This is a genomic window from Cellulosimicrobium sp. Marseille-Q8652, assembly GCF_965112045.1.
In genome coordinates this window covers 492,195-506,202 of the sequence record NZ_CBCOPS010000001.1, presented here as the reverse complement: position 1 = coordinate 506,202, position 14,008 = coordinate 492,195, and the positions used below count along the sequence as shown (strand labels likewise).

Here is a 14,008-nt window from a genome sequence, read left to right as displayed (position 1 = left end):
CACCGATGACGACGCTCCTGCCCCTCGAGTCCACGATCGTGCCCGCCAGCACGGTCGTCCCCGGCCCGTTCCTCGCCGCGCCGCTGCTCGTCGTGCTCCCGCTGCTCGGCGCGGCGGTCCTCCTGCTCGCCGGGCGCCGCAGCGACCGGTGGGGCGCGTGGTTCGGCGTGGCGATGTCCGGCGCGGCGTTCCTCGTGGGCGCCTGGGTCTTCGTGTCGATGCTGTCCCTCCCCGCGGACGAGCGGGTCGTGGACTACCGGCTCTTCGACTGGATCGCCGCCGGCGGTCTCGACGTCGCGGCCGGCCTGCGCATCGACCCGCTCTCGATGACGTTCGTGCTGCTCGTGACCTTCGTCGGCACGCTCATCCACGTGTACGCGGTCGCGTACATGGAGCACGACGTCGACCGCCGCCGGTTCTTCGCGTACCTCAACCTGTTCGTCGCGGCGATGCTCGTGCTCGTCCTCGCCGACTCCTACCTCCTGCTGTTCGTGGGGTGGGAGGGCGTGGGCCTCGCGTCGTACCTGCTCATCGGGTTCTGGAACCACCGCCGCGACTACGCGGTGGCCGCCAAGAAGGCGTTCGTCATGAACCGCGTGGGCGACATCGGGCTCATCGTCGCGCTCATGCTCATGTTCGCGACGTTCGGCGCGGTGGACTTCACGACGGTCTTCGCCGAGGCGCCGCAGGCGTCGACCGCGCTCCTCACCGCGACCGGCCTGGCCCTGCTGCTCGCCGCGTGCGGCAAGTCGGCGCAGTTCCCGCTGCAGGCGTGGCTCGGTGACGCGATGGCCGGCCCGACGCCGGTCTCGGCCCTCATCCACGCCGCCACGATGGTCACCGCGGGCGTCTACCTCGTGGTCCGGTCCGCGCCGGTCTTCGAGGGCGCGCCGACCGCGCAGCTCGTCGTGGTGGTCGTCGGTGCCGTGACGCTGATCTTCGGGGCGGTCGTCGGCTGCGCGAAGGACGACATCAAGAAGGCGCTCGCCGCCTCGACGATGTCGCAGATCGGCTACATGATCCTCGCCGCGGGGCTCGGGCCGATCGGCTACGCGTTCGCGATCTTCCACCTCGTGACCCACGGCTTCTTCAAGGCGGGCATGTTCCTCGGCGCCGGCTCGGTCATGCACGGCATGGGCGACCAGGTCGACATGCGCCGGTTCGGCGGCCTCTCGCGGTTCATGAAGGTCACGTGGATCACGTTCATGATGGGCTGGCTCGCGATCCTCGGCATCCCGCCGTTCTCGGGCTTCTGGAGCAAGGACAAGATCATCGAGGCCGCGTTCGTGCCCGTCGACGGCGCGCCCTGGCGGGCCTGGGTGTTCGGCGGCGCGGCGCTGATCGGCGCCGGGATCACCGCGTTCTACATGTCGCGCCTGTTCTTCATGACGTTCCTCGGACGTCGGCGCTGGAACGACGGTCGCGGCGACGTCGACGGCCTCGGGGCGCAGGACGGGCCGGTGCAGCACCCGCACGAGTCCCCGCGGCTCATGACGTGGCCCATGATCGTCCTCGCGGTGGGCTCGGTCGGGCTCGGGTGGTTCCTCGCCGCCGGATCGCGGTTCGTCGACTGGCTCGAGCCCGTGACGGGGCACGCCGAGCACCACGAGCCGGTGCTGCCGGTGTGGTCGCTCATCGCGCTCACGCTGCTCCTGGTCCTCGCAGGCCTCCTGCTCGCGTGGCGGCAGTACGTGGTCTCGCTCGTCCCGGTGCAGGCGCCGCGCGGCACCGTGCTCACGCGCGCCGCCCGTCGTGACCTCTACCAGGACGACGTCAACGAGACCGTCTTCATGCGGCCCGGCCAGTACCTGACCCGGTCTCTCGTCTACGCGGACAAGGAGATGGTCGACGGCGGGTGGCTCGGCCTCGCGGGCCTCGTCGGGAAGACCGGCGAGTGGCTGCGCGGCTGGCAGAACGGCTACGTCCGCTCCTACGGCGCGACCATGCTCGGCGGGCTCGTCGTCATCGCCGCCGTCGTCCTCGCCCTGACCACCGGCACCGCGAGCTGAGGAGACTCATGATGAACGGCTTCCCCTGGCTCACCGTCCTCGTCGCGTGGCCCGTCGTCGGCGCCGCCGCGGTGTGGCTCACCGCCGCGGCCCGCACGCGCGGCGTCGGCACCGGTGCCCTGCGCGCGGTGCGCGGCATCGCGCTCGGCACCGCGCTCGTCGAGGTCGCCCTGCTCGTCGGTGCCTTCACCGCGTTCGACACCGCGGCGTCCGGCACGGTCCAGCTCGCCGAGACGTACGCGTGGATCCCGCAGATCGGCGCGAGCTACGCGGTGGGCGCCGACGGGGTGGCGCTCGCGCTCGTCGCGCTCGCCGTCGTGCTCGTCCCGCTCGTCGTCGGTGCCGCGTGGAAGGAGCAGGAGGGCGACGTGCGCCGCCTGCGCCACTACCTCGCGCTCGTGCTGCTCCTCGAGGCGTTCATGGTCGCGGTGTTCGTCGCGCGCGACGTGTTCCTCTTCTACGTCCTCTTCGAGGCGATGCTCATCCCCGTCTACTTCATGATCGGCGGGTTCGGCGTGGGGGCGCGGCGGCGCTACGCGGCCGTGAAGTTCCTGCTCTTCTCGCTCGCGGGCGGGCTCATCATGCTCGCGGCGGTCATCGCGCTCTACCTGCACGGCCCGGGGGGGCCGCAGGGCTTCCTCACCGCGAACCTCGTCGAGCACCTCGCCGCGAACCCGATGCCGGTCACCACGGAGCGGCTGCTGTTCCTGGGCTTCTTCCTCGCCTTCGCGATCAAGGCGCCGCTGTTCCCGGTCCACACCTGGCTGCCCGACGCCGCGCAGCACGCCCCGGCGGGCACGTCGACGCTGCTCGTCGGTGTGCTCGACAAGGTCGGCACCTTCGGGATGCTCACCCTGTGCCTGCCGCTCTTCCCGAGCGCGAGCGCGTGGGCGGCACCCGTCGTCGTCGTCCTCGCGGTCGTGTCGATCCTCTACGGCGCGCTCATGGCGATCGGGCAGAGCGACCTCATGCGCCTCATCGCCTACACGTCGGTGTCGCACTTCGGGTTCATCGTGCTCGGCATCTTCGCGTTCACCACGACGAGCGTCGCCGGGTCGTCGCTCTACATGGTCAACCACGGCATCTCGACGGGCGCGCTGTTCCTGCTCGCCGGGTTCCTCGTGGCGCGGCACCCGGAGCGCTCGCAACGGCTCACGGACTACGGCGGTCTCCAGAGGGTCGTCCCCGTGCTCGCCGGGACGTTCCTCGTCGCGGGCCTCTCGGCGCTGTCGCTGCCCGGCCTGTCGACGTTCGTCAGCGAGATCCTCGTGCTCCTCGGCACGTTCACCCGCAGCCCGTGGGCGGCGCTCGTCGCGGTGCTCGGCGTGGTCCTCGCCGCCCTGTACGTGCTGCTCACGTACCAGAAGGTGTTCACGGGCACGACCCGCGAGGGCCTCGAGCAGCTCCCGGACCTCGGCGGGCGCGAGAAGTGGGTCGTCGCGCCGCTGATCGCCCTGCTCCTCGTGCTCGGGTTCTACCCGGCGCCCGCGCTCGACCTCGTCGACGAGCCGGCCGAGGTCACGCTGTCCGACCTCGCTCCGGCCGGGGTCGAGGACCCGCCGCGGACCGACCCGTTCGCGTCCGACGTGCCGTCCGACGCCGCGGCCGCCGACCTCGACGGCCTCGCCGTCGTCGGCACCGCCGTGCCCACCACCGCAGAAGGGAGCGAGTCGTGACCGACTCCTTCGTGGCCCCCACGGTCGACTGGGTCTACCTCGTCCCGATCCTCGTGGTGCTCGGCGCCGGCGTGGTCGGCGTGCTCGTCGAGGCGTTCGTCCCGGCACGCGTGCGCCGCACGACCCAGGTCGTGCTCGCGCTGCTCGCCACAGCGGCGTCGTTCGCGGCGATCGTCGTGCTCTGGCGCGACCCGGCGGTGCAGGGCGACCCCTCGACGGGCGCCGCGGGCGTCCGCGTGCTCGGCGGGTCGATGGTCGTCGACGCCTTCGGACTCGCCGTCCAGGGCACCGTGGTGCTCCTCGCGTTCCTCGCGCTGCTCGTCATCGCCGACCGCACGTCGACCGGGCAGGACGCCTTCGCCCCGACGGCGGCGGCCGTGCCCGGCTCCCCGTACGAGGACCTCGCGCGCCGCCAGGGCCTGGAGCAGACCGAGGTCTACCCGCTCGTGCTCTTCGCCGTCGGCGGCATGATGATCTTCCCGGCGACGGGCAACCTCCTCGTGATGTTCGTCGCGCTCGAGGTGCTCTCGCTGCCCCTGTACGTCCTCTCCGCGATGGCACGCCGGCGCCGGCTCCTGTCGCAGGAGGCGTCGTTCAAGTACTTCCTGCTCGGGTCGTTCGCGTCGGCGCTCTTCATCTTCGGCGTCGCCCTGCTCTACGGCTACGCCGGCTCCGTGGACCTCGCGCAGATCCAGCGGGCGCTCGCCACGGGGGAGAGCCCGGTCGCGGACATGCCCGGCCTCGTGCTCACCGGGATGCTGCTGGTCCTCGCCGGCCTGCTGTTCAAGGTCGGCGCCGCGCCGTTCCACGCGTGGACGCCGGACGTCTACCAGGGCGCCCCCACCCCGATCACGGGGTTCATGGCGGCCTGCACCAAGGCGGCCGCGTTCGGCGCCCTCCTGCGCGTGCTCTACTCCGTCGCGATCGGCCTGGAGTACGGCGCGCCGGACCTGCGCCAGGACCTGTTCGTCGCGCTGTGGGTCGTGGCGCTCCTCACGATGGTGATCGGCACCGCGGTCGGCGCCGTGCAGACCGACGTCAAGCGCCTGCTCGCCTACTCGTCGATCGCGCACGCCGGATTCATCCTCGTCGGCGTCGTCGGGTTCAACCAGCTCGCGCTGCGCGCGACGGTCTTCTACCTGCTCGTCTACGGGCTCGCGACGGTCGGCGCGTTCGCCGTCGTCACGCTCGTCCGGGAGAAGGCCCCCTCGCCGGTCGCCGCAGCGGCGGCAGCGCCGGCCGTCGTGGGAGCCCGCTCGGGCGCGGCGGCGGGCGAGCTCACCGCGGGCGGCGACGCCGCGGCGTCCGGCGGCGGCGACCGGCCGGGAGAGGTCCCGGACAACACGTCCCGCAGCACCGCACCCGACGGCGGCGCCGTCCTCGGCGAGGCGACGCACCTCGCGCAGTGGGCGGGGCTGGGGCGTCGCAGCCCGTGGCTCGCGGGCGCGTTCTCGCTCTTCCTGCTCTCGATGGCCGGCATCCCCCTCACCGCGGGGTTCATCGCCAAGTTCACGGCGTTCGGCGCGGCCGTCGCGGGACCCGACGGGCTCGGCGGCGGCTCCACGTGGGTGCTCGCCGTGGTCGGTGTGCTCGCGTCCGCCGTGGCGGTGTTCTTCTACGTCCGGATCATCGTCCTCATGTTCTTCACGCCCCCCGCCGAGGAGGGTGCTGACGCCGACGGCGGCGTCGGCGTGACCGTCGTCCGGTCGACCGGGCCGACGACCGTGGCGATCGCCCTGTGCGCGCTCGGCGTGCTCGTCCTGGGCGTGTTCCCGTCCCCGGTTCTCGATCTGGCGGCCGAGGCGGTTAAGTTCGTCCCGTGACCTCCGTTCCTCCTGGGCCGCCCGCACGGACGACCCCCGTGACGACCACCGCCATCCCGATCTCCGACCCGGAGCTCGCCGCCCTGCTCACGCAGCGGCTCGCGGGCGTGGAGACCAGGCTGCGGGACGCCGTCGCACACGCCGACCCGCTCGCCGACACGGCGTCGCGCCACCTCGTCAACGCGGGGGGCAAGCGGCTGCGCCCGCTGCTCACGCTGCTCGCGGCGGAGCTCGGCGACGGGGACCGGTCCGAGGTGGTGGAGGCGGCCGTCGTCGTGGAGCTCACGCACCTCGCGTCGCTCTACCACGACGACGTCATGGACTCCGCCGCCGTGCGGCGCGGGGCACCGGCGGCGCACGCGGTCTTCGGCAACTCGGTGGCGATCATGGTCGGCGACCTGCTGTTCGCGCGCGCGGCGTCGACGGTCGCGGCGCTCGGGCCCGAGGCCGTGCTCATCCAGGCGCGCACGTTCGAGCGCCTGTGCCTCGGCCAGCTGCACGAGACGGTCGGCCCGGGGGAGGGGGAGGACCCCGTCGCGCACTACCTCCAGGTGCTCGCGGACAAGACGGCCTCGCTCCTGTCCACGTCGGCCCGGCTCGGCTCGATGTTCGCCGGGTGCGACGCCCGCACGGTCGACACCGTCGCGGCCTACGGCGAGCGGCTCGGCGTCGCGTTCCAGCTCGCCGACGACGTGCTCGACCTCGCCTCGACCGGCGACGAGTCGGGCAAGACGCCCGGCACCGACCTGCGCGAGAAGGTCCCGACGATGCCCGTCCTCCTGCTCCGCGCCCGGGTCGCGGACGGCTCGGCCGACGCCGCGGACGTCGCGCTCGTCGAGCTCCTCGACTCCGACCTGTCCGACGACGCCGCGCTCGCCGACGCCGTGGCCGCCCTGCGCCGGCACGAGGTGGTCGCGGAGACGCGCGCGCTGGCCGTGCGATGGGCCCGTGACGCGGCGGGCGAGCTCGACGGTCTTCCGGACGGGCCCGTCATCGACGCGCTCCGGTCCTTCGCCGAGGCGCTCGCGGACCGCGCCGCCTGACGGTCCGTGCCGGGAGCGCCACCGCCCGCCCCCGGCCCGTCGAGCGGGTGAGATCGCGGTGCGCCCCCGACATCGGTGGACCGGACGCTCCCGGACCGCAGGCCGTTGCTGAAGGCATCGATGACCTGCGGAGTTGTCGCCGGGAGGACCGGCGGACCCGGCCGGCGGCCCGAGCGTCGCACGGCGAACCGGTCCGGGACGGGGGACTTCTCCCCATGGAACAGTGACGAGCCCGACACCCGAGGACGCTATTCTCATGTGCGCGATCGGTGCGGGGCCCGGCGACACGGAGCGACGGGGGACACGACGGAACCGGTCGTCACCGACCCGACTCTCGGAGGACACGTGGGCTTCCTGGCGCGCCTGAACGACAACCGACGCACCGTGGCCTCGGTGACGACGGTGTCGGTGTTCTCGACGGCGCTCGTCGGGCTGGCCTGGCTCTACGAGGGCGAGGCGACGGCGGACGTGGAGCTGAACGACTCGGGTGTGTGGGTGACGAAGACGTCGTCCGGGCAGCTGGGTCGGTTCAACTACGCGTCGCAGGCGATCGACGGCGTGCTGGTGGCGGGGTCGGCGTCGTTCGACGTGCAGCAGGACGAGGGTCGGGTGCTGCTGGACGACGACGGGACGAGCACGGCGTCGCCGGTCGAGGTGGCGCACCTGACGCTGGACGGGCAGGTGCGGTTGCCGGCGGGGGCGCAGGTGGCGTCGGGAGGTGCGGCGACGGCGGTGCTCGACGGTGAGGAGGGCCTGCTGTGGGTGCTGCCGTTCGACGGTGCGACGGCGTTCGACCCGGAGGAGACGGAGCCGGTCGCCGAGCTGGACGGTGACGGTGCGCTGGCGGTCTCGCGCGAGGGCACGGTGTTCGTCGCGGTCCCGTCGACGGGGACGTTGTGGACGGTGGGCACGACGTCGAGGGGGACGCCCGAGGAGCCCGAGCAGTCCGCCCTGCCCGTGAGCACCGGCGCGGACGTGGCGGTGACCGCCGTCGGTGACCAGCCCGTCGTCCTCGACCGGTCGGGCGGGCAGCTGATCCTTCCCGGCGAGAAGGCGGTCGCGCTCGACGGCGCGGACGGAGCCCAGCTGCAGCAGCCGTCCGCCGCGTCGGACGACGTCGTGGTCGCGACGTCGACCGGCCTGGTCACCCAGCCGCTCGGCGGCGGGGACGCGCAGGTCCGGCGCGCCGACGGCGTGCCGTCCGCCCCGGTGCAGCTCGACGGCTGCACCTACGGGGTGTGGGGCTCGACGGCGCAGGTGATCCGGGACTGTGCGGGTCCGGACGACGACGTGGACAAGCGGCTCGAGGGTGTGGACCCGCAGGCGCGCCTGGAGTACCGGGTGAACCGGCACGTCGTGGTGCTCAACGACCTGGCGGCCGGGACGCTGTGGATGGCGGCGGACGAGTACGAGAAGGTCGACGACTGGGACGTGCAGCTCCCGGAGGAGGCCGAGGGCGAGGAGTCCGACGCCGAGCTGACCAACCCCGAGCAGGTGGACCAGTTCATCGCGGACCGGTCGCAGCCGAACAAGCCGCCGCAGCCGAAGGACGACGTGCTCGGGGCCCGCCCCGGGCGCACGACCATCCTGCCGGTGCTCGCCAACGACGTCGACCCCGACGGCGACGTCATGACGGCCTCGCTGGTCGGGGAGTCCCCGGCCAACGCCACGGTGCAGCAGATCCTCGGGGGCGCGGCGCTCCAGGCGGTCGTGCCCGAGGACGCGGAGGGGACGCAGGGCTTCCGGTACTCGGTGTCCGACGGCCGGGGCGGCGTCGCCGAGGCCGGGGTCTCGCTGAAGATCTCGCCGTGGAGCGAGAACGGGATCCCCGAGTCGACGGGCGACCCCGTGCTCAAGGTCGCGCAGGGCGGGACCGCGACGATCAAGGTGCTCCCGTTCTTCCGCGACCCCGACGGGGACGACCTCTACCTGGCCTCCGCGGCGGCGACGTCGGCGGGCGACGACGTGCGCTCGCGCCCGGACGGCACCGTCGAGTTCCGCGACGCCGGGGGCTCGACCGGGCGCAAGATCGTCACGCTCGCGGTGGCCGACGGCCTCGGCGGCATCGCCGAGGGCAAGCTGCTCGTCGACGTCGTCCCGGGGGCGCAGCCCCCGATCGCCGTCAACGACCACGTCGTCGTCCCGGCCGGCCAGCCGGTCACCGTCGAGCCGCTGCGCAACGACTCCGACCCGAACGGCGACGAGCTGCGCCTCGCGTCGGTCTCGGAGTCCGCACCGGCCGAGATCACGCCCAACTACGACGCCGGGACGTTCACGTTCTTCTCGAACGAGCCGCGCTCCTACGACCTGACGTACCAGGTGACCGACGGTCCGGACGCCACGACCGGGCTCGTCCGGGTCGACGTCCTCCCGCCGTCGGCCGCGGAGGGCGCACCGGTCGTCGTCGCCGACACCGCGCTGCTGCCCACGGGCGGCAAGACGCTCGTGGACGTGCTCGCCAACGACACCGACCCGGCCGGCGGGGTGCTCGTCGTGCAGTCGGTGCGCGTGCCGGCCGACGCGGGCGTGTCGGTCGCCGTGCTCGCCCACCAGATGCTCCGGATCACCGAGATCCGCCGGCTCGACGGCCCCGTGACGATCGAGTACACGGCGTCGAACGGGACCGAGACCTCGACCGGACAGGTGCGCGTCGTCCCCGTCCCCGCGCCCACCCGCCTGCAGCCGCCGAACGCGGCGGCGGACGAGGTCACGGTGCACGCGGGCGACGTCGTGACGGTCCCGGTGCTGAAGAACGACACGCACCCCGACGGGCTGGAGCTGTTCCTGCAGCCCGAGCTGGAGCAGGGCGCCGACCCGGCGCTGGGCGAGTCGTTCGTGTCGGAGGACACGCTGCGGTTCAAGGCCGGCTCGGAGGCGGGCACCGCGTACGCGATCTACCGCGTGCGCGACGCCAACGGGCAGGAGGACTCCGCCCAGGTCACCATCCGCATCCGCGACGGCGAGGACAACGCGCCGCCGCAGCCGCGCGAGGTCGAGGCCCGCGTGCTGTCCGGCGCGTCGGTGCGCATCGACATCCCGGTGCACGGCATCGACCCCGACGGCGACTCCGTCCAGGTGACCGGCATCGCGTCGCCGGCGTCGAAGGGGACCGCCCGCGTCGTCGACGGCGTCGTGGAGTACGCGGCGTCCAAGAACTCCGTCGGGCTCGACTCGTTCACGTACTCGGTGCTCGACGCCCGGGGCGCGGTGGCGACGGGCTCCGTGCGCGTGGGCATCTCGGCGCCGGGCGAGACGAACCAGCCGCCGGTCGCCGTCGACGACGAGGTGACGGTGCGACCCGGACGCACGGTCGCCGTCGCCGCGCTGGTCAACGACACCGACCCCGACGGGGACCAGGTCGCGCTCGTCCCGTCCGCGGTCGAGGACGAGCACGGCATGGACGCCGAGGTCGTCGCCGACCGCGTGGTCGTCACGACGCCCGCCGAGGACGGCTCGTACACGTTCTACTACGGCATCCAGGACACCTACGGCGCGCGGGCCACCGGTGCGATCACCGTGAACGTCGCCGCCGACGCCCCGCTCCAGCCGCCCGTCGCGCGCGACGACACCGTGGCGGTGGAGGACATCCTGGGCAAGACCACGGTCACCGTCCCGGTGCTGGAGAACGACGACGACCCCGACGGTGCCGCGTCCGAGCTGACCGTCGCCGCCGAGGGGGAGACCGTCGCGGTGACCGACGGCAACGAGCTCGAGGTCACCCTGACCGAGCGGCGCCAGGTCGTGACGTACACGGCGACCGACCCCGACGGCCTGACCGCCAAGGCGTTCGTCAAGGTGCCCGGTCTCATGGACCAGGCCCCGACCCTCCGCCCGGGCATCGCCCCGCTCGAGGTCAACAGCGGGGAACCGCTCGAGATCGACATCACCGACCACGTGCTCGTCGTCGAGGGCCGCACGCCGCGGCTGACCGTCGAGGACAAGGTCACGGCGCTCGAGGGGTCGCGCCAGGTGACGAGCACGACGGAGATCACGTACACGTCGACCGCCGGCTACGTCGGTCCCGCTGCCGTGACGTTCGAGGTCACCGACGGCTCGGGCCCGGACGACCCGGACGGCAGCACCGCGCTGCTCACGCTGCCCATCAGCGTGCTGCCGCCGGAGAACCTCCCGCCCGAGCTCGTCGGCTCGCCGACGCTCGACGTCGCGGCGGGGGAGGACGCGGCCGTCGACCTGGCGCGCTTCGCCGAGGACCCCGACGGCGACCCGCTGACCTTCCGGAGCAGCGGGCAGGCGCAGGGCGTGACCCTGTCCATGGAGGGCTCGACGCTCCGCGCCCAGGCCACGCCCGACGTGCCCAAGGGCACGGTCGTGCGGGTACCGATCACCGTGACCGACGGCGAGCACCCGCCGGTCGAGGGCTCCGCGACGCTGACCGTGGTCGCGTCGACGCGGCCGCTGGCCCGGGCGAACGACGACGCGGTCGCCGACGCCCACCAGGGCAAGGAGACGGTCGTGCCGGTGCTGGCGAACGACTCCAACCCCTTCCCCGAGACGCCGCTCACGCTCCTCGACGCCGTCATCGAGACCGGGCAGGGCACGGTGTCGCTCGCGGGCGACCGGGTGTCCGTGACGCCCCGGGACGACTTCGTCGGGGTCATGGTCGTGCGCTACCGGGTCCAGGACGCGACGCAGGACCCCGACCGGGAGGTCGAGGGCCGTGTCCAGCTCACCGTGCTCGGCAAGCCCGAGGCACCGCCCACCCCGCAGGTCGAGGAGGTCCGCTCCAAGACGGTCGTGCTGTCCTGGGACCCGCCGAACAACAACGGCGCGGACATCACCGGCTACACCGTGCGGTCCCAGAACGGGTACGAGAAGGCGTGCGGCACCACGACCTGCACCCTGGACGGGCTGACCAACGACGTCGAGTACACGTTCACCGTGCTCGCGACGAACGCCGTCGGCGACGGCCCCGCGTCCCCGCCCTCGGCCGTCGCGCGCCCGAACGAGAAGCCCGACCCGCCCGCCGCACCCACCCTCGAGTTCGGCGACGGGTCCCTCACCGTCACGTGGAAGAACGCGACCTACACCGACCGGTCCCCGATCGAGTGCGTCAACCTGCGCATCTCCCCGGCCCCCGCCGGCGGCGCGACCGACAAGACGTGCCTGACCGAGACCACCACCACCTGGGAAGGGCTGACGAACGGCACCCCGTACACGGTCCAGGTCCAGGCCGAGAACGCCGCGCCCGACCCCTCGGAGTGGGGCGAGACCTCGGCACCGGAGATCCCGGCCGGCAAGCCGGCGGCGCCGGCCACGCCGAACGTCTCGCGCGGCGGGCTCGGCGACGAGGTGCAGATGACGGTCTCCTGGACCCCGCCGCACGACAACGGGGGCCCGATCACCAGCTACACCGTCGAGGCCCTGCAGGGCGGTACCGTCGCCAGGACCGTCACCGCGGGCGGCGGCGCGACCAGCGCCACGGTCCCCGTCCCGGCCTCGACCACCGACTACACGTTCCGGGTACGGGCGCACAACAAGGCCACGGACAAGTTCGGCGACGCCGAGTTCTCGCCCGCCTCCGCGGCCGTCCGCGCCTTCGCGACGCCGGGCACCGTGTCGGGTCTGAGCGCGGACGCGAACGGCGCGAACGGGCAGATCCAGCTCGCGTTCGGGGCGGCGTCGGGCAACGGTGTCAGGCCCGAGGAGATCACGTACCAGTACAACGCCGGCGGTGGCTGGCAGAACCTCGGCGCCAACAAGGTGGTCGGCGGGCTGACCAACGGGCAGAACTACGACATCGCGGTCCGCGCGGTGGCCGGGGTCGGCCCCACCACCGAGCCCGGTCCCGCGGCGACGGCCAACCGCGAGTCGCCGTACGGGCCCATCCCCGCGCCGAGCCTGACGATGAACGGCGGCAACCAGTCGATCACCTACGCCTGGTCGACGGCGGGGAACGGCCGCCCGTACTCCACCTCGGTCACCGGAGCGGTGAGCTCCTCCAGCAAGGACGGGTCGGGGACGTTGAACGTCGGCTACTCCGACACGCGCCGGATCTGCGTCACCGTCACGCCGACCGAGGGCACCTCGCAGCAGACGTGCCGCGAGGCGACGTCCGACAAGAAGCCCGAACCGGTGTTCACCGTCAGCAAGGGCAGCAACCACAAGCTGCCCGACGGCAACTGGCCCGGCAACTGCCAGCACTCGTCGTGCGCCGAGCTGTACCTGACGATCAAGGACGGCCCGCCGAACACGTCGTTCCGCTCGACGTGCTACGCGGGCGGCAACCGGATCGGCTCCGGCAACTACACCCAGGACGCCCAGTACCGGAACCTGCGGACCGACGGCAACGGCAACTACTCCGGCGGCCAGCAGTGCGTGTGGGGTGGCCCCGGCACGCAGGTCTGGGTCGACACGACGATCGGCAACACCAACCGCATGGCCTGGTACTAGCACTCCCGCCAGGCCAGCTCCACGGACAGCGAACGGAACCCCTATGACGACCATGACCCCCGAGCAGGCCGCCTGGTTCGCTCAGACCTTCGACCGCCTCGTCGGCAACGTCGGCCAGGCGGTGCTGGGCAAGCCGCACGTGGTGCGCCTCGTGCTGACGTGCATGCTCTCCGAGGGCCACGTCCTCCTCGAGGACGCCCCCGGCACGGGCAAGACGTCGCTCGCGCGTGCCATCGCGGCCAGCGTCCAGGGCACGCAGCAGCGCATCCAGTTCACGCCGGACCTGCTGCCCTCCGACGTCACGGGCGTGACGATCTACGACCAGAAGACGGGCAAGTTCGACTTCCACCCGGGCCCGATCTTCGCGTCGATCGTCCTCGCGGACGAGATCAACCGCGCGTCGCCGAAGACGCAGTCGGCGCTCCTCGAGGTCATGGAGGAGGGCCGGGTCACGGTCGACGGCGTCGGCCACGAGGTGGGCCGCCCGTTCATGGTCATCGCGACGCAGAACCCCATCGAGCAGGCCGGCACCTACCGGCTGCCCGAGGCCCAGCTCGACCGCTTCCTCATGAAGACGTCGATCGGCTACCCCGACCACGCCTCGACCGTCGAGATCCTCTCCGGGGCCTCGGTGCGCGACCGCAGCAAGACGCTGCAGCCGCTCATCACGACGCAGGCGGTCACCGAGATGGCCGAGCTCGGCGCGCGCGTGCACGTCGACGGCGCCGTCCTCGAGTACATCTCCCGGCTCTCGGAGGAGACGCGCAACGCCCCCGAGGTGCGCGTCGGCGTCTCGGTCCGCGGCGCGCTCGCACTCGTGCGCTGCACCAAGGTCTGGGCGGCGGCGCACGGCCGCAACTACGTGCTGCCCGACGACGTCAAGGAGCTCGCGCAGCCGGTCTGGGCGCACCGCTTCGTCCTCGACCCCGAGGCCGAGTTCGCGGGGGCGAGCGCCGAGGCGGTGCTCGGCCGCCTCCTCGCCGACGTCGCCGCGCCGCAGGAGCGCCGCAGCGCCTGACCCGGCGCGCCGCCATGCCGACGGCGCC

General features: G+C 73.0%; 6 protein-coding genes. All 6 read left to right on the top strand.

The features are described from left to right. The first annotated feature begins 5 nt into the window (after positions 1 to 5). The 6 genes from nuoL (at position 6) to ACWPWV_RS02215 (ending at position 13,980) form a co-directional block, all read left to right on the top strand. Positions 6 to 2,009: an NADH-quinone oxidoreductase subunit L gene (gene nuoL / locus ACWPWV_RS02240; RefSeq protein WP_454041343.1), complete on the top strand. Its 2,004-nt coding sequence runs from the start codon at positions 6 to 8 to the stop codon at positions 2,007 to 2,009. Positions 2,010 to 2,017: 8 nt separating this feature from the next. Beyond that, positions 2,018 to 3,685, top strand: coding sequence for an NADH-quinone oxidoreductase subunit M (locus ACWPWV_RS02235; protein ID WP_454041342.1), 1,668 nt, complete (start codon positions 2,018 to 2,020; stop codon positions 3,683 to 3,685). Continuing rightward, positions 3,682 to 5,508, top strand: coding sequence for an NADH-quinone oxidoreductase subunit NuoN (nuoN, locus tag ACWPWV_RS02230; protein ID WP_454041341.1), 1,827 nt, complete (start codon positions 3,682 to 3,684; stop codon positions 5,506 to 5,508). The genes ACWPWV_RS02235 and nuoN overlap by 4 nt, the downstream gene beginning before the upstream one ends. A gap of 38 nt (positions 5,509 to 5,546) precedes the next feature. Continuing rightward, the gene (locus tag ACWPWV_RS02225) at positions 5,547 to 6,551 is read left to right on the top strand and encodes a polyprenyl synthetase family protein (RefSeq protein ID WP_454041340.1); all 1,005 of its coding nucleotides are present in this window, start codon (positions 5,547 to 5,549) and stop codon (positions 6,549 to 6,551) included. Between the two features lie 393 nt (positions 6,552 to 6,944). Beyond that, positions 6,945 to 12,962, top strand: coding sequence for an Ig-like domain-containing protein (locus tag ACWPWV_RS02220; protein ID WP_454041339.1), 6,018 nt, complete (start codon positions 6,945 to 6,947; stop codon positions 12,960 to 12,962). A 43-nt stretch (positions 12,963 to 13,005) separates the two neighbouring features. Then, positions 13,006 to 13,980, top strand: a complete 975-nt coding sequence (locus tag ACWPWV_RS02215; protein WP_454041338.1) for an AAA family ATPase — start codon at positions 13,006 to 13,008, stop codon at positions 13,978 to 13,980. Positions 13,981 to 14,008 lie beyond the last annotated feature (28 nt).